The organism is Catellatospora sp. NPDC049111 (assembly GCF_040648615.1).
GTDB lineage: Bacteria > Actinomycetota > Actinomycetes > Mycobacteriales > Micromonosporaceae > Catellatospora > Catellatospora aurea.
Genome location: NZ_JBEZEB010000010.1, coordinates 1 through 20,095, shown reverse-complemented (window position 1 = coordinate 20,095; position 20,095 = coordinate 1). Strand labels below are relative to the sequence as shown.

The following is a 20,095-nucleotide window of genomic DNA, read 5'->3' as shown; positions in this document are numbered from 1 at the left end:
CCATGAGTGAGAGCGCAGCTCCTCGGGGGCTGAGGGCGGCGCGCCGGGCCTGGGTCGCCACGGCCGTGCTCGCCGCGACAGTGGCGGTCAGCGCCGTCGCGGTCAGCCGGGCCGACGCGGCCGTCCTGTTCGGCGACGACTTCGCCGACGGCAACGCGAGCGGCTGGTCGACCTCGGGCGGCAGCTGGTCGGTGTCGGGGCAGGCCTACCGCCAGTCGAGCACCGGCGCGGACGCGAAGGCCCAGGCGGGTTCGACGTCGTGGACCGACTACACGGTGCAGGCCAGGGTGCAGCCGACGGCGTTCGGCAACAGCACCCGGGCGGCCGGGGTCGTCGCCCGCGCCCAGAACATGACCAGCTTCTACGCCCTGGTGCTGACCGGCGGCGGCACGGCGCAACTGCGCCGCGTCTCCGGCGGCGGCGTGACGACGCTGGCCAGCGCGCCGGTGCCGGTCGCCACGGGCAGCTGGTACACGCTCGCACTGCGGGTCAGCGGCTCGTCGCTGTCGGGCGCGGTCAATGGCACGACGCTGGTCAGCGCGACGGACGGCACCTTCGCGGGCGGCCGGGTCGGGCTGACGGCGTCGTACGCGAGCGCGTACTTCGACGACGTGACCGTGGACAGCGGCACCGGCCCGCAGCCGAGCGCCAGCGCCAGCGCCAGTCCCGGGCCGTCGCCCTCGGCGAGCCCGAGCGCGTCGCCGTCGGCGAGCGCGTCGCCGAGTCCGAGCAGCAGCCCGAGTCCGAGCGCGTCGCCGTCGCGGCCGCCGAGCCCGTCGCCCAGCACCAGCCCGGGGCCGGTGCCGCCGAACCAGGCCGACGGCTTCGCGAGCGTGCACGCGCTCGGCCAGAACGGCACCTACGGCGGCGTGGGCGGGCCGACAGTCGTGGTCGACACGACCGCGGAGCTGCTGGCCGCCATCGACACCATCGGGCCGATGGTCATCCAGGTGCAGGGCACGATCACGATCGACAGCAAGCGGGGAGTGCGTCCGAACAAGACGATCGTCGGGCTCGGCTCCAACGCGACGATCAACGGGGGCGGGTTCGACTTCTACCGGTCGTACAACGTGATCGTCAGGAATCTGACCTTCACCAGCGCCGAGGACGACGCGGTCAACGTGGGCCAGAACTCGCACCACGTCTGGATCGACCACAACCGCTTCGTCGCGCCGGTCGACGGCTCCATCGACATCGTGCGCGGCGCGGAGTACGTCACCGTGTCCTGGAACCACTTCGACCACACCGACAAGTCGATGCTGATCGGCCACTCCGACGGCAGCGCGAGCGAGGACGTCGGCCACCTCAAGGTGACCATCCACCACAACTTCTTCGACCACAGCCGCCAGCGCCACCCCCGGGTGCGCTGGGGCGACCCGGTGCACGTCTACAACAACTACTTCCTGGGCAACGAGCTGTACGGCGTCGCGTCCACCCAGGACGGCGGGGTGCTCCTGGAGGGCAACTACTTCCAGGACGTGCCGTTCCCGTGCTTCTCCGCGAGCGGGTACGCCGACAGCGGCCCCGGCCGCCTCGTCCAGCGCAACAACATCTTCACCGGCTCCGGCCCCTGCGAGGTCTCCGGCACCGTGGCCGACCCGGGCGCCTACTACGCCTACACCGTCGCCAACCCGTCCACCGTCCCGGCAGCGGTCATCGCCGGCGCGGGCCCCAGCTGACTGGTCGAGGCAACCCAACGCGTCGATCATGAACTTATGGCAGTGTTCGACGGCGTGTCAGTGCCATAACTTCATGATCGATAGGGGTACGGCGGGCACGTCCAGCCAGGTGCGAGCCATGGTGAGGGCGTGCCCGCCGTACCGGACCACGGGCGCGGCGTCATGGGGCGCGCGAAGACGCGACGCTCGGCCAGTCGGCGAAGTGGGCGATCAACTGAGCGCCGTGAACGCGCCGATCACACGGATGAGAGCGGCCGCATTCCCAACAGCAGCCGGTGTAGTCCCGCCGGTGCAAGGCCAGTAGGTGCGCGCCGTACGCGGCCTGCGCCTCGGCGTACCGCTCGAAATCCCGCTCCGGGATCGCTTTGCCCATGAGCTGATGTAACGCCGGCGCGCAGGGGCGTCGCGACGGCGTCGGCATTCCATTGTCGGGGAATTTAGTGGACTATGTAGATGTCCCTGAACGCCCCTGGGAGTGACCCACCATGGCGAACGAACGCCTCCGTACCGTCATGCGATCGGCCGGAATCACGACCCGGCGGCTGGCCGCGGAAATCGGCGTAGATCCGAAGACCGTCGAGCGCTGGGTGACGCGCGACACGGTTCCCCATCGGACGACCGCCTTCAGCGCCGCTCGTCTGCTCGGCAGCCCTCCGGCCTACCTCTGGCCCGTGCTGGACAGCGGAGCCACGACAGCCGAGAACGAGCTGATCTGCTTCTACCCCCACCGGCACCTCGTGCCTCGCTCACTGTGGTTCGACCTGCTCAAGAGCGCACAGCGCGAGGTCGTGGTGATGGCGTACGCGAGTCTCTTCCTGCCGGAGGACAACCCCGAGTCGGTGCGGCTGCTGGCGGAGAAGGCTGCTTCCGGCGTGCGTGTCCGGATGGCGCTGGGTGACCCGGACTCGCCCGAGGTGGCTCGGCGGGGTGCTGAAGAGCAGCTGGACGAGGCGCTGGCGGGCCGGGTCCGGATGGCAATCGCCTACTACCGCCCCTTGCTGGAGGTCGACTCACTCGATTTCCGGCTGCACCGTACGACGCTGTACAACTCCGTGTTCGTCTACGACGACGAGATGCTGGTCAACTTGCACGCGTACGGCGTGTACGGGTACCTGGCACCGATTCTTCATCTGCGCAGAGCCGGTGAAGGTGGCCTTTTCGACATGTACGCCGAGTCGTTGGAACGGGTCTGGGGGCACGCCTACCCCTGTCCCAGATGACGCCGCTGCCGCACAGTTCGGGGTCATGCCGCAGACAGCACGGCTCGTACCACCGCCGCAGTATCACTGAGGTTCGGCAAGACGGTCCGCGCGCCGACTGCACGCAATTCGGCCTCCCCGAACCTGCCGGTGCAGACACCGACGACCCTGGCCCCACCCAACTGAGCGGCCTCTACGTCGCGGGGAGTGTCACCGACCAGGACCGTGTTATCCCGAGTGAAGACGGTGCCGTACTTCGCGGCCGCTTTGCGCCGTGCCGCAGCGACCAGCTCAGTTCGGACCTCGCTGTCCTCGCCATAACCACCGACCTCGAAGTCCAGACCGGCCTGCAGGGCGAAGGCGGAGAGCTTGGTCTGGGCATTGCGGGCGATGTTGCCGGTGAGCACCGACTGAAGCACGTCTGGTTCCTCTCCCAGCGCCGTGATGGCTGCGCTCGCCCCCGGCATGGCGTGCCCGCGCTCGCGCAGGCGAGGCACGAGCGCATCGAGGGCGGCGGCCATGGCGGCGGGAAGACGGTCGCTCATCGCTGGGACGAAGGCGAGACCATGCCCTTCGAACAGGGCACGCATGATCGCGAGATCGGTTCTGCCGTCGGTGACGACCGGCTGTATGGGAGGCGCGCCGGTCAGGATCTCGAAGCCGCGCGCGTATGCCTCCTTGCTCACCCCGCCGTTGTCGATAAGGGTGCCGTCTACGTCCCAGAGGACGAACAGGCGTCTGGGTTCTGCGCGGCTCATGCCCAGCACCGTACGTACCTGCTGCGGGAGCTGCCAGCCGGGAGCCGACGGCGAGTCTGGGCACGGTGGTGACCGCTGCAGCCGAGTTCTCGGTCGGGGTACGCCGATCGTCGGATCGGCTCGCCCTCTTTGCGTTCGACCATGCTTGAACGCTCGTGACGCGCCCACCTGTCGGAGGCGCGCAGGTGGCGAAGGGTCGTTGGGCTCTGGGCCCTCCGGCGGCGAGCGCATCGAATCAGGCAAGCCGCCCAGTGGCCGGGCTATTACTACCGGTTGCCGCGAGATGGCGACCGTCCACTACGGTCGGCCTGGTCGCCGGGTATCGGTGAGCACGGTATGTACTCAGACTGTCACGATGAAGATCTCCCCCAAGCTCACGCCACTCGCCGTCGCACTTTGTGTTGTGATCTTCGGCTTCTGTGCGATGTGCGGCGCCGTCAACTCGATGATCAGCGGGGACGACGATCCACCTTCGGCTGCGCAGGACGCGCGGCCGGCTGCGGCTGTGGCTTCGGCCGTGCTCGGTTCTTCCACACCGGCAGCGGCCCTGACTTCGACGCCCGTCCCCAGCAAGACCGCGCCGTCGCCCAAACCGGTGTACTACGCGAACTGTGACGCCGTACGCAAGGCAGGCAAGGCTCCGCTGCGTAAAGGCCAGCCCGGCTACCGGACGGCGCTGGACCGCGACCGGGACGGCGTGGCCTGCGAGCAGACCGAGGGCTCGACCGGTGGCCAGCCCGAGACGCAGCCGAAGCCTGCCTCGGGCAACGACCCGCGCTACAGCACCTGCAAGGCGGCGAAAGCGGCTGGCTTCGGCCCGTACCGACGCGGCATCGATCCGGAGTACTCCTGGTACCGCGACGGCGACGGCGACGGCGTCGTCTGCGAGTAGCCGCCCCGGCCGGCGTTGATCATGAACCTATGGCAGCGACACGCCGTCGAACACTGCCGTAAGTTCATGATCAACGCGGTTGGGGGTCAGCAGGAGCCGAGGTTGGTGGTGCGGGTGACGCGGAGGGTGGTGAGGGGGGTGACGGGCGGGTTGTCGACGGCGTACGGCGTGCCGTCGTGTTTCTTGAACTCGACGACGGCCTGCACGGACATCGGCACGAAGACGAGGTTGAAGTCCTTGCCGGCGTCGGCGGGCGCGCCGATCACCACCCGGTCGGCCCGCCACGCGTCGCCGTCGAAGGTGATGATCTTCTCCCAGTAGTACTTGCTGTCGCCGGGGACCTGGATGAACAGCCCGACCTCCCGGCCGGGCGGCTTGGTGCCGTATCCGGTGAGGTCCGCGCACTGCGGCACCTGTGTGGCGCTGGTCAGCTGGAAGGCGACCGGCGACGGGGAGGTCGAGGGCGAGGCGGCCGGTGGCGGGGACGAGCCGGTGACCGTGGGGGAGTCGTCGGGCAGCAGCCGGTCCAGCAGCGCGGGGGTCACGCCGATGAGGGCGGCCAGCACGACGCCGAGGAAGGTCCACTGGGCGGCGCCCCAGGGGCGGCGGGTCCGGGTGTTCTCCGGTGCAGACATCCTTTGTGGATACCGCACGCGGGCAAGGCGCGCCATCGCCCGCGTGCGGGAGACCGGATCAGCGCAGTGTCGCCTCGGCCAGGATCGTCGGGGAGCCGCCGTCCCATGAGCCGGTGAGCGTGAGCCCGCCGCCGGCGGCGGAGCCGAGCACGCGGTGCACGGTCAGGTCGACGGTGGCGGTGGTGATGCGGGTGGGGTCGCCGTCGGTGTTCTGCTCGATCGGGCCGACCGTCGGGACGGCCGTGCCCGGGGCGCCGCTGCCGCGCAGCGTCATCGCCGGGGCGCGCTTCTCCTGCCGGCCGTCGGCGTCGACGAACTCCTCGGCCTCGCCGCCGCCGGTGAGGATGGCGGTGGCCAGGGCCTGGAGGTACACCGGGTCGCCGGTGGCGTCGTACACCCAGCGCTTGCCGAGCACGGAGTGCTCGGTGGTGCCGACGAGCCACGGCTCGCCGCCGGGCAGCGGCGCGCCCCGGTAGGTGAGCGGGACGTGCAGCACCAGGCCGTCGCCGGCCTGGACCAGGATCGTCTCGACGCCGACCTCGCCGTCGGGGTCGTCGAAGCGGCATGCGGCCACCCGTCGCACGCCCGGCTGCGCCGGTCCCTGGTACCAGGGACGGGTGGGCAGCCAGGAGTCGATCAGTTCGAGCTTGGTCGGCGTGATGTCCGCGCGGTACAGAAGTGCCATGTCCGGCATCGTAGACGCCCGGCCGGTACGGTCGGCGGGGCCGTTTCGGGCGCGACCAGGCCGGACCAGGGGGACACGCGATCCGGCCGGGATCGGCGAAGCGGGCACCGGGCGTACTCCCGGCTTGTAGGTTCGATGGGTGGCCACCCTGCTGACGGTGAGCGTAGGCCTGCCCAAGGACGTCGACTGGCGCGGGCGCACGGTGCACACCGGGGTGTGGAAACAGCCTGTGGACGGCCCGGTGATGCTGCGGCGGCTCAACCTGGACGGCGACGGCCAGGGCGATCTCGGCGGGCACGGCGGCGAGCAGCGCGCGGTGCTGGTCTACCAGCGGGACTCCTACCGCTACTGGGCGAAGGTGCTGGGCCGTGACGACCTCCTGCCCGGCCAGTTCGGCGAGAACTTCACCGTGGACGGGCTGCCCGACGACGAGGTGTGCGTCGGCGACCGCTACCGCGTCGGCGGAGCCGTCGTGGAGGTGACCCAGCCGCGGGTGACCTGCTACCGCGTCGGGATGCGGCTGAACGAGCCGCAGATGGCGGCGCTGATGGTCGCCCACCACCGGCCCGGCTTCTACCTGCGGGTGATCACCGAAGGGCTGGTGCAGGCGGGCGACGAGATCGTGAAGCTGTCGACCGGGCCCGAGGCGATGACCGTGGCGGAGCTCGACGCCCTGCTGTACCTGCCGGGCCACTCCCGCGCCGACGCGGCGCGGGCGCTGCGCATCCCGGCGCTCAGTCCGGGCTGGCAGGCCTCCATGCGGGGTCTGCTCGACCAGGCCGACGGGCAGGAGGGCAACGCCGGGCTGGAGACGGCCGCCGCGCCGCCCGCGTGGGCCGGGTTCCGGCCGCTGACCGTCACCGCGCTGGACGAGGAGACGCGGGACGTGTTCTCGCTGCACCTGGCTGCCGCCGACGGGTCACCGCTGCCCGCCGCGCTGCCGGGCCAGTTCCTGACGCTGCGGCTGCCCGGCCCCGGCGGGCCGCTGGTGCGCAGCTACTCGTTGTCGGGCACCCCCGGCGACGCGGTGTACCGGATCAGCGTGAAGCAGGAGCCGCACGGCGCGGCGGGGACGTACCTGCGCGCCAACGCCCGCCCCGGGCTGGTCGTCGAGGTCGCGGCGCCCCGCGGCACGTTCACGCTGGACTCCGGCGACGGGCCGGTGCTGCTGCTGTCGGCGGGCATCGGGGCCACGCCGGTGCTGGCGATGCTGCACGCCCTGGTCGCGTCGCAGCCGGACCGCGCGGTGTGGTGGGTGCACGGGGCGCGCGACGGCAGCGAGCACGTCTTCGCCGCGGAGAGCCGGGAACTGCTCGCCGGGCTGCCGCACGCGCACGTGCACATCTGCTACAGCCGGCCCGCCGCGCAGGACCGGCCGGACCGCGACTTCACCAGCGTCGGGCGGATCACCGCAGACGTGCTGCGCGGGCTCGGCCTGCCGCCGGACACGTCGGCCTACCTGTGTGGGCCGACGGAGTTCATGCAGGACGTCACCGCCGAACTCGGCGCGCTGGGGCTGGACGCGGGCCGAGTGCACAGCGAGCTGTTCGGCGCGCAGGCGGGCCTGACCCCGGGCATCGCCGCCGCGCAGGCCCAGCCGCCGCACGCGCCGGAGGGCACGCCGGGAACGGGGCCGGCGGTGTCCTTCGTGCGCAGCGGGCTGACCGTGCCGTGGAGCCCCGCCTATGCCAGCCTGCTCGAATTCGCCGAGGCCTGCGACGTGCCGGTGCGCTGGTCGTGCCGGACGGGGGTGTGCCACACCTGCGTGAGCGGACTGCTGTCGGGGCAGGTGGCGTACTCGCCCGAGCCCGTCGAGGAGCCCGGCGACGGCAACCTGCTGATCTGCTGCTCGGAGCCGACCTCGGAACTGGCCCTCGACCTGTGACGCGGCGGCCCTCGCGCCCTTTTGAAGTGCCGGAGCCGTGCGGGTCAGAACGACTTGAAGCTGCGGATCGGCATGCGGGGGCCGTACTTGGGCGCGCCGATGCCGGAGGCCTCGATGAGGTGGCAGACCCGGCCGCGCTGCCCCGCGAACGGGGCGAGCAGTTCCAGCATCCGGGCGTCGGTGCCCCGGGGCTCCCCGGCCAGCGCGTAGCAGACGAAGTTCGGCAGGTGGAAGTCGCCGACGCTGACCGCGTCGGGGTCGCCGAAGACGACGGCCGCCGTCTCGGCCGCCGTCCACGGGCCGATGCCCCGGATGGTCAGCAGGTGCGCGGTGAGGGCGGCGCTGTCGGGGCGGCGTTCCAGCCGGCCGGCTTGGGCGGCGACCCGCCGCAGCGTGTCGGCCCGGCGCTGCTCCAGGCCCAGCGGATGGAACTCGTAGTACGGCGTGGCGGCGACGACCTCCGGGTCGGGCGGCAGCCACAGGTTCTCCACCGGGCCGGGGGCCTTCGTGCCGAGCTTGCGCACGATCGCCGAGTAGGCGCGGTACGCCTCGGTGCCGGTGACCTTCTGCTCGCACACCGCCCGCAGCAGCCGGGGGAACGCCAGGCGCGTCGCGGGCAGGCGCAGGCCGGCGTGCTCGCGGGCGAGCCGGGCGACGAGCGGGTGCGCCTTCGACAACGCGGCGAACCCGGTGACGTCGTCACGCAGCCCGGCGATGGCGTCGGCCCGCTCGGCCAGCCAGCCGGCGCCCTCGCCGTACGCCTCGACGTGCAGGAACCGGCCGGCGGCGCGCAGCGCCAGGCTGCCCGGACCCGCGGGGGTCCGGGCAGCCAGCCAGTAGACGCCGTCGACCCAGCGTGAGCACGGATCGTGCCGCCCGAGGCTGAGCTGGGCGAGCGTGCCGGCGATGTCGTATCGCTCAGGCAGCTCGTGTCGCTCGGTCACGGCATCGAATCTGCCACGCTCAGGCGGCCAGCCACAGTGCGGGGGTGGTGGCGGGCTCCCAGCCGGTCAGCGAGGTGTGTGCCTGCCGGCAGGTGTAAACGACACCCTGGTAGGTCACCTTGGCGCCGGTGGTGTAGGCGACGTTGGGCGCCCAGGCCGGGTAGGAACCGGTCGGGCTGGCGCTCGGCGAGGCCGACGGGGACGCGCTGGGCGACCTGCTCGGCGACGGCGACGTGCTGGGAGACGCGCTGGGCGAGGCGCTGGGGGACGTGCTCGGCGAGGCGGACGGCGACGGGACGGTGCCGCCGATCACCACGTCGGCGCACGAGTAGAACGCCTCCGGGCTGTCCGAGCGCTGCCAGATCATGTAGATCAGGTGGCGGCCGGGGTGCCCGGCCGGGATCGTGCCGGACAGGTTGTAGTAGCCGTCGGTCACCGCCGGGTTGGTGACGGTCAAAAACGGGCTGGCCTCCAGGTCGCCCCAGCGCAGCGGGGTGGTTGGCTGGTAGCCGGGCCGGGTGACGTAAAGCTGCCAGGTGCCCAGGTGCGGGGCGGTGGCGCGGACCCGGAAGTTGTACGCCCCGGACGCGGGCAGCGTGGTGGTCGGCCAGTCGCCGCGACCGAGGTCGAGCCCGGCGTACTTACTGCGGTTGGCGCTGCACAGCTTGCCGTCGGGGATGATGCTGCGGTGCTGCCCGGCGGCGTTGGCGATGTTCACCTCGTTCCAGTCGTACAGCGGCTGGGTGCCGCCGAGCGCGACGACGGCCTTGCAGGCGTCGGTGTCGGGCGACTCGGGGCCTTCCAAGTAACACGTGTAGACCCGGCTGGCGGGCGTGACCATGGTCCCGTGGCTGGCGGCGGGCGTGATCAGGGTGACCACGGCGAGGGTCGGGACGAGGACCAGGACCGTCGTGGCGAGGGCAGCGCGGGTTGCGGCGCGCATGCGTTCCACCTCTCTGTGGAAGTGTTCCAATAAGGAAACTTTACTAAGAGATGAATTTACGCCTCACGTACACGGCGATCAATGGCTGTTTCCGTACCGTTGCCGTGGTTCAGGCGGTGGTGCGCTGGGCGGCCAGGGCGAGCGAGCGGTGCAGGAGCTTGCCGTCGCCGAGCAGGTGGCGCAGCTTCTTCTCCAGGCCCGCGATGGGCACCAGGTTCTGCGGGGCGCGCGGGTCCTTGTACGGCAGCGAGGCGAAACGGGGGATCGTCGCCGTGGACAGCTCGGCCAGCGCGACGGCCTGGTGCTCGGGCACCTCGGCCGAACACTCCACCCGCACGATGCCCGCCCACGGGGAGCTGCCGCCGTGCGGCAGGCGCAGATACCAGGTGAGCCGCTCGTACACGCCGGTGATCCGGAAGACCGGGGTGCGCTGCGCGGGCTGGAGCGCGGCCACCACGCTGATCAGGCGGTCGGGCAGGTACTGCTTCTGCTGGGTCTTGATGTAGCCCAGGGTGCGCGGCAGCGCGTCGCGGCTGCGCAGCGGCCCGTCCACGATCAGCAGGTCGCCGTCGGAGCGCAGCTGCCGGGACACCTCGATCTCCAGCTCGGTGAGGGCCCCCTGCAGGCGGTTCGACAGGTCCTTCTCGTCCGCGTTCAGGACGGTCTCGGCGCGGTAGCGGGCTGCCTGCCCCGCGTCGACGTCGGAGGGCTGCTCGGCTGCGGTGAACAGGGTGCGTTCCACCTTCACGCCGGTCACGCTGGCTCCGGTCGAGCGCTCGCAGCGCACCACCCCTGCCGCATAAGAGCTGGCCAGGCCGGGGCGGGTCACCCCGTCGTGGTCCTCGATCCACAGCCGGGCGTCGGTGCGGCGCACGCCGTCGACGAGCAGGACCACGTCGGGTGCGCGTACGCCCGGCGGGGTCTCCAGGGGTCGCCAGTCCGCCGCCGGCAGCTCGATCTCGGGGTCGAGCTTGGCGCTGCTGGCCTCGGCGGGCCCGCGCTCCGCGCCGTCGAGACTGGCGCCGAAGCCGGGATCCCAGGCGTCCACATGGAACTTCATGAGATCTGTCTACCAGCTCTCGTCTATCCGACCCGCTCCACGCGGGCCGTACGGGCGTCCTTGCTGATCTCGAACCGGACCGGGATGCGTTCGGCCAGCGCCTGCACGTGCGTCACCACGCCGACCATGCGATCCCCGGTGGCCGCCAGGTTCTCCAGTGTCGCGGCCACCGTGTCCAGGGTGGACGCGTCCAATGTGCCGAAACCCTCGTCGAGCATGATGGACTCCAGGCTGGCCGTCGGCGACAGGCCGCCGAGCTGGTCCGCCAGCGCCAGCGCGAGCGCCAGCGAGGCCTGGAACGTCTCGCCGCCCGACAGCGTGCGCACCGTGCGGCGCAGCCCGGCGTCGTGGTGGTCGACCACGAAGAACTCGCGGTCCTCGTGGATCAGGTCGTACTGCCCGCCGGACAGCTCGCGCAGGATCGCCGACGCCCCGTCCACGAGCGCGTCCAGCGCCTCCTGCAGCAGCCAGGCCTCGAAGTTGTTGGCCCGCAGGTGGTTGGCCAGCGCCGTGGCCACCTGCCGGTCGGTCTCGACCACGGCCCGCTGCGCCCGTAGCGCCTCGGCCTGGGCGCGCCGTTCCAGCAGCGTGTCCCGGGCGGCGGCCATGCGCTCCACGGTCACCGCGGCGGCCCGCTGGTGCTCCCCGGCGCCCGGCCGGGGTAGCTGCGCCGCGGCGAACAGCTCGTCCAGGCGGTGCACCAGCGCGGCCGCGTGCTCGCGGGCCTGGGCCAGCCGGCCCCGCTCGCCGTCGCGCGCGGTCAACGCGGCGGCGGCCTGCTCCCGGGCCCAGCCGTCCAGGACGCGCCAGGCGGCGGCGAGATCGTCGCGGTCGGCGGCGGGCGGGACCAGCGCGGTCACCGTGTCCCGAGCCGCGTCGAACGAGCGCCAGCCCGCCGACAGCCGGTCCTGGGCCTGCTGGGCGAAGCCGGCGGACTGCCGCTGCGCCTCCCGCGCGGCCCGCAGCGCCGAGGTCGCCATGGCCAGCTCGCGGCGCAGCGCCTCGGCGGCGGTCAACTGCTCGCGCAGCTTCGGCACCGGGGCCGCTCCGTGCAGCACCCGGGCGACCTCGGCGGCCCGCACCGCCAGCTGCTCGCGCTGCGCGGACGCCTTCGCGTGCCGCACGCTCGCCTCGTTGACCTTGCGATCGAGCTGCTCCCGGCCGGCACGGGCGGTGGTCACGGCCTGCTCGGCCTGCTCGACGACCTTCTTCGCGGCGGTCATCGCGGGCTGGTCGGGCATGGCGGGCACGGTCGCCACGTGCTGGGTGCAGACCGGGCAGGCGTGCCCCGCCTTCAGGTCCCGGCGCAGCCAGGCGGCCCGGTCGGAGGTCTGCGCGGCCTGCAGCGCCTGCTGCGCCTCGGCGAGCGCCCGCTCGGCCTGCGCCTGGCGGGCCACCGCGGTCTGCTGCGCGCCGAGCGCGGAATCGTGCAACTGCTGCGCCTGCGACGCGGCGGCGTCGAGTTCGGACAGCTGGGTGGCCAGGCGCGAGTTCTCGGCATGCGCCTCCAGCAGGCCGCGCAGCACCGTCGGATCGGCGGCGGCCTCCAGCTGGGCGCGCACCTTCTCCTCGGACTCCTCGGCGGCGCCGACCGCGATCGCGGCGTCCTGCGCGGCGGCCGCGGCGTCACGGGCGGTCTGCGCCAGCGTGGTCACCCCGGCGGGCGCGGCGACCGCGGTGAGCAGGCGCAGCCGCTGCTCGGCGGCGGTCGCCTCGGCACTGACCTGCTCGACCCGGCGCTGCGCCTCGACCAGCTCCGGCAGCGCGGCGTCGACGTCGGCGGCCAGCACGCGAGCCTGCTCCACGCGAACCTCGGCGGCCTCGATCGCCTCGTCGGAAGCGGCGGCGGTCAGCTCCTTCAGCACCGGCTCGGTCGCGGCCAGCTTGCCGTTGGCCTCGGTGACCAGCACACCGGCCTTCTCCCGGATCTTGTCGTAGACGTCCAGGCCGAGCAGGCGGACCAGGATCTCCTGCCGCTCCGCGGGCCGGGCGTGCAGGAACGCGGCGAATTCGCCCTGCGGCAGCACCACACACTTGATGAACTGGTCGTACGGCAGCCCGACCACGTCCGCGACCGCGTGGTCCAGCTCGCCCGGCGTGCCCGCGAGGGCCTCACCCAGCTCGTCGAGCAGGTCTTCACCGTCCAGGCTGGACGCGTCGAAGCCCGGGGTGAGCGCCTGCAGCCCCGCGGCCCGGGTCGCGGTCCTCCCCTTGCCGTCGCGGCGCACCACCCGCGTCGCCGCGTACCGCGTGCCGCCGGCCTCGAAGATGAGCCGCACCGCGGCCTCGGTGGCCGACGGCGCCAGCGCGTGCGCGACGCTGCGGCCGCCGCCCCAGCGCGGGGCGGTGCCGTAGAGGGCGAAGCAGATCGCGTCGAGCAGCGTGGACTTTCCCGAGCCGGTCGGGCCGACCAGCGCGAAGAAGTCGCAGTCGGTCAGGTCGACGGTGGTCGGCTCGCGGAAAACGGTGAATCCGCGCAGATCCAGCCGCAGCGGCCTCATGCCATGACCTCCCTCGTGATGACACCGCACCGCGAACCCGGCGCGCCGGCGGCCCTGCCGCGTCCGGTGGCGTCGGCCCGTGGCTCGCTCATCCGGCGACCTCCGTGTAGAGGCGGTCGAACAGGTTCTTGGTCGCGGTGTCCTCGTGGCCGCGATGGGTCAGGTAGTCCGAGAACAGCTCCGGGGCGCTGCGTCCCGAGCGCTGCGGCCGGGCGGAGCGGGTCGCCGCGTCGGGCAGCATCGACGGGTCGACCCGGATCTCCAACGCCCGCGGGTACAGCTCCTGCACCTGCTCGCGCAGCCCGGCCCGGGGCGGCTCGGCGACGTAGACCCGCAGCCAGGCGTCGTCCTCGGCCTGCGTCTCGGCCTGCGCGGCCAGCTCCTCCAGCGTGCCGCGCAGGGTGCGCAGCGGCGTGACACTGGGTAGCTCCACGGTGCGGGCCTGCGCCGACGTCTGCGCGGTCACCTCGACCATGGTCACGCTGGGACGGTTCTCCTGCTCGCCGAAGTCCACCGCGATGGGGGAGCCGCTGTAGCGGACCGGGCAAGCGCCCGGCAGCAGCTGCGCCCGGTGGAGGTGGCCCAGCGCCACGTAGTGCGCGTTGCTCGGGAACACCGAGGAGGGGACGGCGTAGCCGAGGATGCAGTGCGCGTCGCGCTCGCCGCCGCCCATGGTCCCGCCGACGACGGTCAGGTGCGCCGTGAGCAGGTTGACGGTGTTCGGTTCGCCGAACGCCTGCTCGGCCAGCCGCGACATCAGCCGCGCCAGGTGATCGGCGTACGTCGCCTGTGCCTGCGCCTCGGTCAGGTCGAACATCTCCAGCGCGCGCACCGCGTACCGCTGGGACAGGAACGGCAGCGCGACGCAGCGCCATGCCTCGCCGCCCTTGGTCGTGCCGGAGACGATGTGGTCGGCCGGGTTCTCGCTGATCCGGCCGCGCAGGCTGATGCCCGCCGCGTCGGCCCAGGAGCGCAGCGCGTCCAGCGCCGCGCCGTTGTCGTGGTTGCCGGCGATCGCGACGACCTCGGCCCCGGTGGCGCGCAGCGCGCTCAGCGCCCTGGTCACGATCTTCGTGGCCTCCGGCGACGGCGCGGCCACGTCGAACAGGTCGCCCGCGACGATGACGAGGTCGGGCTGCTCGGCCTTCGCGATCTGGACCACCGCGTGCAGCGCCGCGATCTGCTCCCCGGTGCGGGAGCGGCCCTTGAGCACCTTGCCGACGTGCCAGTCGGAGGTGTGCAGAATCCGCATCGTCAGTCCTCGCCTCAGAAGGGGATCTCGTCGTCGGCCAAACCGTTGCGCGCGCCCGAGCCGACCACCGCGAACGGGTCGGTGGCGCTGACCATGCTGGCCAGCGTCGCCCGCGGCGCGGGACCGGCCTCGCCGGGCCGGGTCGCCCAGGCCGGGAACGGGAACTCCACCGCCAGCGGCACCGGGATCTCCGGCTGGCCGACGAACATGGTGCCCGGCTTGGCCAGCAGCACCCGCTGGCGCTGCGCGGGCGGCAGGAAGCCGTACTCCGGGCGGCCGGCCTCGGCCGGGTCGAGCCGGCCGACGACGCGGATCGCCGAGTTCGCCACGATGCGCCGCTCCACCTCCGAGGCGGTCTGCTGCGCGCCGATCAGCACCACGCCCAGCGAGCGGCCGCGCTCGGCGATGTCGAGCAGCACGTCCTTGATCGGGCTGGAGCCGTCGCGGGGCGCGTACTTGTTCAGCTCGTCGAGCACCACGAACAGCAGCGGCTTGGCCGTGCCCGCCTTCTCCTTGCGCTCGAACTCGGTCTTCAGCGTCACGCCGACCACGAAACGCTGCGCCCGGTCCGGCAAGTTGTGCAGGTCGACGACGGTGACCTGCGAGCTCTCCGCGGTGGAGATGCTGTGCGCGCGGCGCTCGGGCAGGTCGCCGCGGATCAGCCGGCCCAGGTCGCGCTTGCTGTTGATCAGCCGTCGGGCGAACGCGTTGACCGTGGCAACGCCGATGGAGCTGCCCGCCCACTGGCCCCGGGTGTCCTCGTCGTTGAGCTGCTCGACCAGGTGGTCGACGAACTGCTCGTAGCTGTTGATCCGGAAGCCGTCGAGGGTGATGCCGCCGTCGCTGGGCACCGCGTGCTTGGCCAGGTGGGCGGTGACCGAGTGCACCACCATCGTGTACTGCTGCCGCTCGTCGTCGGCGTCGGCGAACACGTACGGCAGCAGCCGGTCGGCGCAGAACTGCGCCAGCGTCCAGTAGAACGGGTCCACGCCGGTGAGCCGGCTGGCCACGTCGGGGCTGCCCGTCGGGTCCCCCGCCCGCGCCGGGGCGAACACGCTGACCTGCGGGAAGGGCGCGGCCTCCAGGCCGAGCTTGTGGTACTGCGCGCGGGTGCGCTCGTCCAGTCGGGTGTTCTGGTGGTCGAGGAACAGCAGGTCCTCGCCCTTGACGTTGAAGATGAGCGCCTTGGTGTTGACCGCGTCGCCGCCGAAGACGCCCGAGCGGAACACCGAGTAGAGCAGGAAGGTCGCGAAGCTGGTCTTCGTCGCCACGCCCGAGATGCCCGAGATGGAGACGTGTGCGCCCCGGCTGCCGTCGAGGAAGTCGGCGTTGAGGTAGACCGGGGCTCCGTCGCGGCCGGTGCCGATGGGCAGGCGGCGGTGCATGCGGTCGAACGACAGCGCGCTGTCGCGGGACTCGCCCTGGGCCCGGAAGGCGACCGCGCCGGGCAGCGGCGGCACGTACACCTCGGGCTCGACCCGGGTGACCGTGACCTCGGCCGCCTCCTGGACCTGCGCGGGCAGCATGCCCTCGGCGATGGCGAACACGTCGGAGTCGAAGCTCGCGCCCTCGTGGCGGGCCCGCACGCTGGTCACCACCCCGGCGATGGTGACCATGCCGATGTCGGGCAGCGGCCGCTGGGTCACCACCACGTCGTCCAGCTGCAGGTATGACCCCTCGGCGACCGCGACCCAGAAGGTCAGCGGACTCGCGTCCTCGGTGCCTAGCACCCGCCCGACCGGCGTTCCCGGCTGCTCCTCGCTCACCCGACGAACCCTAGCGGTCACCAACGACAAAGCCACCGTTCTCGCTCCCCGACAGTGACCAGCACCCCTCCCCGTGTCGCCACCACGACACCTGCCCGCGCCGTCTCGGCGCGCGGCGCAGGCTGGCCATGATCGCCGGTTCGGGACGGAAAGTAAGGTCAGACCTCGCTTTTCGTCCCGAGACGGCGATCATGACGCCCGTCAGGCGGTCTCCTTGCCCGGCGATGTGAAGGTGCCCTTCCTTGCATAGCGGGTGAGGAGGAAGCCTTCGTCGGTGGTGAGGATGTGGGCGGGGGTCATGGAGCGCGGGGGGTGGGGCGGGCCTGCGGTGATGCGGCCGGAGCCCGCTCCGGCCAGCAGCGGCGACAGGGAGAGGCACAGTTCGTCGATCAGGTCCTGCTCACCGAGGGAGCCGAGGAGATGGGGGCCGCCCTCGCAGAGGAGCTGGGTCAGGCCCTGGGCGTGGAGCAGGCGCAGACCGGTGGCGAGGTCGGGGACGTCGGCCACGTCGGCGACCGGGGCCAGCGCCCGGCGGGCGGCGGGGTCGCTGGCGGGGCCGGTGAGGATCAGGGGGCGCACGGGCGCGTCGGCCAGGGCGGGGGCGGCCGGGTCCAGGCGCAGGGTCGCCGAGACCACGACCAGCCGGGGGTACGCGGGCAGCCCGTGCTCGCCGCGCCACGCGCGGCGAGCGGGGTCCAGGGTGAGCGGGCGGTAGCGCTCGTCGCGCAGCGTGCCCGCGCCGACGAGCAGCCCGTCGCAGAGCATGCGCAGCAGCCGGAAGACCCGCTTGTCGTCCGCGCCGGACAGCCCGGCGGACAGTCCGTCGACGGCGACCGCGCCGTCCAGGCTGGACACGAAGTTGACCCGCAGGCAGGGGGCGTCGGCACGAGGGTAGAGCCGGGCCAGCTCGTCGTCGTCGAGCGCGGCCAGGTGTGCGGCGATCACTCGCCAGCCGCCCCGGTGGCCGGGGGAGTCGGCTGCGGCGGCCGGTGCTGGCAGTCGCACCAGGTGCGGCCCCGGCACTCGCGGTGCCGGCGCTCCCGGCACGCCTGGCAGATCATGTGACCACTTTATCGGCCGGACGGGCTCCGGTCAGGGCGTGCCGATGACCGAGGTGACCTCGCCGCGGCGGTTGCGGGGTTTGCAGGCGACCACGACCAGGCAGTCACCGGACTCCAGCGCGGTGACCTCCTGCCAGGCCAGCGCCTTGCCGCCGCGCAGCACCGCGACGACCGGCTCGGGGCAGTCGCGCGTGGTCCGGCCGATCTCCTCCGGCCGCACGGGGCGTTCGACGAGTTCGAGGCCGTCGCCGTGCACCAGCAGGTCCGAGAAGACCTCGCTGACCAGCGGCGACTTCGCGGCGACGCCGAGCAGCCGGCCGGCCGCCGCAGACGAGGTGATCACGGCGTCGGCCCCGGAGCGCAGCAGCAGCGGCTCGTTCTCGGCCTCCCGGATGGCGACGGCGACCAGGCACTTCGGGTTGAGCTGGCGGACGGTGAGGGTGGCCAGCACGGCGGTGTCGTCGCGGTTGGTGGCCACGATGACGCGGGCCGCGGTGTGCACCGAGGCCTGGCGCAGCACCACCGCCCTGGTGGCGTCGCCGAGCACGGCGGCGTACCCGTCGCGGTTGGCCTCGTCGACGTACTCCTGCCGGTTGTCGACGACCACCACCTGCTCCGCGGCCGTCCCGGAGGCCTGCAGCTGCCGGATGGCGTTGGCGCCCTTGGTGCCGTATCCGATGACGACGGTGTGCCCTCGCAAGGTCTTCCTCCAGCGGTCGCGCCGCACTTGGTCACGGTAGTTCTTGGTGAGCACCTGGAACGCGGTGCCGACCAGGATGGCCAGGAAGGCGATCCGCAGCGGCGTGATGACCAGGACGTTGACCAGTCGCGCGGTCGGGCTGACCGGCACGATGTCGCCGTAGCCGGTGGTCGACAGCGTCACGGTCGCGTAGTAGAGCGCGTCGAGCCAGCTCATCTGGCCGTCGGCACCGTCCTTGTACCCGGTGCTGTCGGCCATCACCACGCACACGACGGCGGCCAGGATGAGCAGCCCGTACACGACGCGTCGGGTGATCTGGCGGACCGGGGCGATCTCGCGCTCGGGCAACTTGATCTGCCCGCGCTCGATCGCGGAAGCGCTCGTCGTCTTCAGCCCGGCCATGCTCGGAGAGTATCCGACGATCAGTCGGCCGAACCTGACCATACGAACGAATTAGTAACGGTCGAACGGCCAACAACCCGGTCGTCGTACCTGGCCAGGCTCTCTCGATCATGCAGTGACGTAGGTAACAGAATGGGAACGCTCCCATCAGCGCCCTTGACACCCACGTAACCTCACGGCAATCTCATGGGAGCGCTCCCGACCATGTGGTCCACGCCACAGGGAGTTCGATCCCTACGTTTCACCCCCACCGCACATCGACGACCTGAGAGGGGTCAGGATGAGCACGAACATGCGGCGCCGTTCCTTCGCGGCGATCGCACTCGCTGCCGCCGTAACGCTCGGCGCAGCGGCCTGCTCGTCGGAGGAGCCGGGCAACGGCACCACCGAGCAGATCACCCTGAATGTGGATGTCTTCGGCAACTTCGGTTACGAAGAGCTTTACAAGCAGTACATGGCGGAGCACCCCAACATCAAGATCGTTGAGCGGGGCACCGGCTCGCAGCTGGACGCGCACAACCAGCAGCTGACCCAGCGGCTCGCCGCGGGCGCCGGCGCGGGTGACATCGTCGCTCTCGAAGAGGGCGTGATCATCTCCTACCTGGACAAGGCCAACCTGTTCACCGACCTGGGTGAGTACGGCGCCAAGGACCTCGCGGGCAACTTCATCCCGTGGAAGTTCCAGCAGGGCACCACCGCCGACGGCAAGATCCTGGGCCTCGGCACCGACGTCGGCTCGATGGCCATGTGCTACCGCACCGACCTGTTCAAGAAGGCCGGTCTGCCGACCGACCGCGCGGCCGTCTCGGCCCTGTGGCCGACCTGGGACGACTACATCAAGACCGGTCAGACCTTCAAGAGCAAGGTCAAGGACGCGGGCTTCATCGACGCGGTGACCAACACGTACAACACGATCCTGATGCAGAAGGCCGGTCAGGGCGCGGGCTATACCTACTTCGACAAGTCGGGTGCGATGACGATCGACACCAACCCGGCTGTCAAGGACTCCTACGACCTCGCGGTCAAGATCCTGGACGCGGGCCTGTCGGCCAAGCTGCAGGCCTGGACCCAGGAGTGGAACAACGGCTTCAAGCAGGCCCAGTTCGCCACCATCGCCTGCCCGGCGTGGATGACCGGTTACATCACCGAGCAGAACGGCGCCGACGGCAAGGGCAAGTGGGACATCGCTGCCGCGCCCGGCGGCGGCGGCAACTGGGGCGGCTCGTTCCTGGCCGTGCCGAAGCAGTCCAAGCACGCGAAGGAGGCTGCTGAGCTGGTCAAGTTCCTGACCAACCCGGCCGGCCAGACCGCCGCTTTCAAGTCGAAGGGCAACCTGCCCTCGTCGCCGCAGGCGCTGGGTGACGCGGCCGTCAAGGCCGCCGTCAACGAGTACTTCAGCAACGCCCCGACCGGCGACATCTTCGCCAAGGGCGCGCTGGACCTCAAGCCGGTCTACCTGGGCGCGAAGAACGCCCCGGTGCGCACCGCGGTCGAGAACGCGCTCCGCACGGTGGAGCAGGGCACGAAGTCGTCTGCCGACGCCTGGACCGCCGCCGTCACCGACGGCAAGAAGGCCGCCCAGTAAGTAACGCCCGATGAAGCCGGGGTGGGGGGGGGGGGCCCCCCCCCCCCCCCCCCCCCCCCACCACCCCCACCCCCCCCCCCCCCCCCCGCGGGGGGGGGGGGGGGGCAAACGACCCCCCGACCGACGGAGCCGCCGGGCCGCGCGCGGG

16 protein-coding genes are annotated in these 20,095 nt (G+C 72.0%); 5 read left to right on the top strand and 11 right to left on the bottom strand.

Going from position 1 to position 20,095, the window contains the following annotated elements; all coding sequences use genetic code 11:
* Window positions 1–2 precede the first annotated feature (2 nt).
* Window positions 3–1,679 carry a pectate lyase gene (locus tag AB0B66_RS16660; RefSeq protein WP_360529692.1) on the top strand — a complete coding sequence of 559 codons (1,677 nt, stop codon included), beginning with the start codon at window positions 3–5 and terminating at the stop codon, window positions 1,677–1,679.
* 512 nt (window positions 1,680–2,191) lie between these two features.
* Window positions 2,192–2,899, top strand: a complete 708-nt coding sequence (locus AB0B66_RS16655; RefSeq protein WP_360529689.1) for an XRE family transcriptional regulator — start codon at window positions 2,192–2,194, stop codon at window positions 2,897–2,899.
* 23 nt (window positions 2,900–2,922) lie between these two features.
* Here the strand turns inward: AB0B66_RS16655 and AB0B66_RS16650 are convergent, their stop codons facing one another.
* The gene (locus AB0B66_RS16650) at window positions 2,923–3,636 is read right to left on the bottom strand and encodes a haloacid dehalogenase-like hydrolase (RefSeq protein WP_360529686.1); all 714 of its coding nucleotides are present in this window, start codon (window positions 3,634–3,636) and stop codon (window positions 2,923–2,925) included.
* A 355-nt stretch (window positions 3,637–3,991) separates the two neighbouring features.
* On the opposite strand from AB0B66_RS16650, the gene AB0B66_RS16645 reads away from it, so the two are divergent.
* The gene (locus AB0B66_RS16645; protein WP_360529683.1) at window positions 3,992–4,528 is read left to right on the top strand and encodes an excalibur calcium-binding domain-containing protein; all 537 of its coding nucleotides are present in this window, start codon (window positions 3,992–3,994) and stop codon (window positions 4,526–4,528) included.
* A gap of 86 nt (window positions 4,529–4,614) precedes the next feature.
* On the opposite strand, the gene AB0B66_RS16640 is transcribed toward AB0B66_RS16645, so the two are convergent.
* Entirely contained in the window at window positions 4,615–5,163 is a 549-nt protein-coding gene (locus AB0B66_RS16640) for a hypothetical protein (protein WP_360529680.1), read from the bottom strand.
* Between the two features lie 58 nt (window positions 5,164–5,221).
* Window positions 5,222–5,848: a hypothetical protein gene (locus tag AB0B66_RS16635; protein ID WP_360529677.1), complete on the bottom strand. Its 627-nt coding sequence runs from the start codon at window positions 5,846–5,848 to the stop codon at window positions 5,222–5,224.
* Between the two features lie 139 nt (window positions 5,849–5,987).
* Here AB0B66_RS16635 and AB0B66_RS16630 point away from each other — a divergent pair, with 139 nt between their 5' ends.
* A complete protein-coding gene (locus AB0B66_RS16630; protein WP_360529674.1) occupies window positions 5,988–7,733 on the top strand; it encodes an MOSC and FAD-binding oxidoreductase domain-containing protein in 1,746 nt (581 codons plus the stop codon).
* A 44-nt stretch (window positions 7,734–7,777) separates the two neighbouring features.
* Here the strand turns inward: AB0B66_RS16630 and AB0B66_RS16625 are convergent, their stop codons facing one another.
* The 8 genes from AB0B66_RS16625 to AB0B66_RS16590 all read right to left on the bottom strand — a co-directional run bounded on the left by AB0B66_RS16625 (window position 7,778) and on the right by AB0B66_RS16590 (window position 18,362).
* Window positions 7,778–8,677 (bottom strand): DNA-3-methyladenine glycosylase 2 family protein, encoded by a 900-nt coding sequence (locus AB0B66_RS16625; RefSeq protein WP_360529671.1) that lies wholly within the window; start codon window positions 8,675–8,677, stop codon window positions 7,778–7,780.
* A gap of 19 nt (window positions 8,678–8,696) precedes the next feature.
* A complete protein-coding gene (locus AB0B66_RS16620; RefSeq protein WP_360529668.1) occupies window positions 8,697–9,620 on the bottom strand; it encodes a lytic polysaccharide monooxygenase in 924 nt (307 codons plus the stop codon).
* A 109-nt stretch (window positions 9,621–9,729) separates the two neighbouring features.
* Window positions 9,730–10,680 (bottom strand): hypothetical protein, encoded by a 951-nt coding sequence (locus tag AB0B66_RS16615; RefSeq protein WP_360529665.1) that lies wholly within the window; start codon window positions 10,678–10,680, stop codon window positions 9,730–9,732.
* 23 nt (window positions 10,681–10,703) lie between these two features.
* Entirely contained in the window at window positions 10,704–13,181 is a 2,478-nt protein-coding gene (locus tag AB0B66_RS16610; RefSeq protein ID WP_360529662.1) for an SMC family ATPase, read from the bottom strand.
* A gap of 88 nt (window positions 13,182–13,269) precedes the next feature.
* Window positions 13,270–14,433, bottom strand: a complete 1,164-nt coding sequence (locus tag AB0B66_RS16605; protein WP_360529659.1) for an exonuclease SbcCD subunit D — start codon at window positions 14,431–14,433, stop codon at window positions 13,270–13,272.
* A gap of 14 nt (window positions 14,434–14,447) precedes the next feature.
* Entirely contained in the window at window positions 14,448–16,220 is a 1,773-nt protein-coding gene (locus tag AB0B66_RS16600) for an ATP-binding protein (protein WP_360529656.1), read from the bottom strand.
* Between the two features lie 180 nt (window positions 16,221–16,400).
* On the bottom strand, window positions 16,401–17,129 hold the full coding sequence (locus tag AB0B66_RS16595; RefSeq protein ID WP_360530191.1) for a pyrimidine reductase family protein: 729 nt from the start codon (window positions 17,127–17,129) through the stop codon (window positions 16,401–16,403).
* 162 nt (window positions 17,130–17,291) lie between these two features.
* A complete protein-coding gene (locus AB0B66_RS16590; protein WP_360529653.1) occupies window positions 17,292–18,362 on the bottom strand; it encodes an NAD-binding protein in 1,071 nt (356 codons plus the stop codon).
* Window positions 18,363–18,642: 280 nt separating this feature from the next.
* On the opposite strand from AB0B66_RS16590, the gene AB0B66_RS16585 reads away from it, so the two are divergent.
* Entirely contained in the window at window positions 18,643–19,947 is a 1,305-nt protein-coding gene (locus tag AB0B66_RS16585; protein WP_360529650.1) for an extracellular solute-binding protein, read from the top strand.
* Window positions 19,948–20,095 lie beyond the last annotated feature (148 nt).

Coding starts and splice junctions, on each gene's coding strand:
- AB0B66_RS16635 (WP_360529677.1), bottom strand. CDS start 5,848: ATGGCACTTCTGTACCGCGCGGACATCACGCCGACCAAGCTCGAACTG.
- AB0B66_RS16650 (WP_360529686.1), bottom strand. CDS start 3,636: ATGAGCCGCGCAGAACCCAGACGCCTGTTCGTCCTCTGGGACGTAGAC.
- AB0B66_RS16585 (WP_360529650.1), top strand. CDS start 18,643: ATGAGCACGAACATGCGGCGCCGTTCCTTCGCGGCGATCGCACTCGCT.
- AB0B66_RS16615 (WP_360529665.1), bottom strand. CDS start 10,680: ATGAAGTTCCATGTGGACGCCTGGGATCCCGGCTTCGGCGCCAGTCTC.
- AB0B66_RS16645 (WP_360529683.1), top strand. CDS start 3,992: ATGAAGATCTCCCCCAAGCTCACGCCACTCGCCGTCGCACTTTGTGTT.
- AB0B66_RS16655 (WP_360529689.1), top strand. CDS start 2,192: ATGCGATCGGCCGGAATCACGACCCGGCGGCTGGCCGCGGAAATCGGC.
- AB0B66_RS16590 (WP_360529653.1), bottom strand. CDS start 18,362: ATGGCCGGGCTGAAGACGACGAGCGCTTCCGCGATCGAGCGCGGGCAG.
- AB0B66_RS16610 (WP_360529662.1), bottom strand. CDS start 13,181: ATGAGGCCGCTGCGGCTGGATCTGCGCGGATTCACCGTTTTCCGCGAG.
- AB0B66_RS16640 (WP_360529680.1), bottom strand. CDS start 5,163: ATGTCTGCACCGGAGAACACCCGGACCCGCCGCCCCTGGGGCGCCGCC.
- AB0B66_RS16620 (WP_360529668.1), bottom strand. CDS start 9,620: ATGCGCGCCGCAACCCGCGCTGCCCTCGCCACGACGGTCCTGGTCCTC.
- AB0B66_RS16605 (WP_360529659.1), bottom strand. CDS start 14,433: ATGCGGATTCTGCACACCTCCGACTGGCACGTCGGCAAGGTGCTCAAG.
- AB0B66_RS16660 (WP_360529692.1), top strand. CDS start 3: ATGAGTGAGAGCGCAGCTCCTCGGGGGCTGAGGGCGGCGCGCCGGGCC.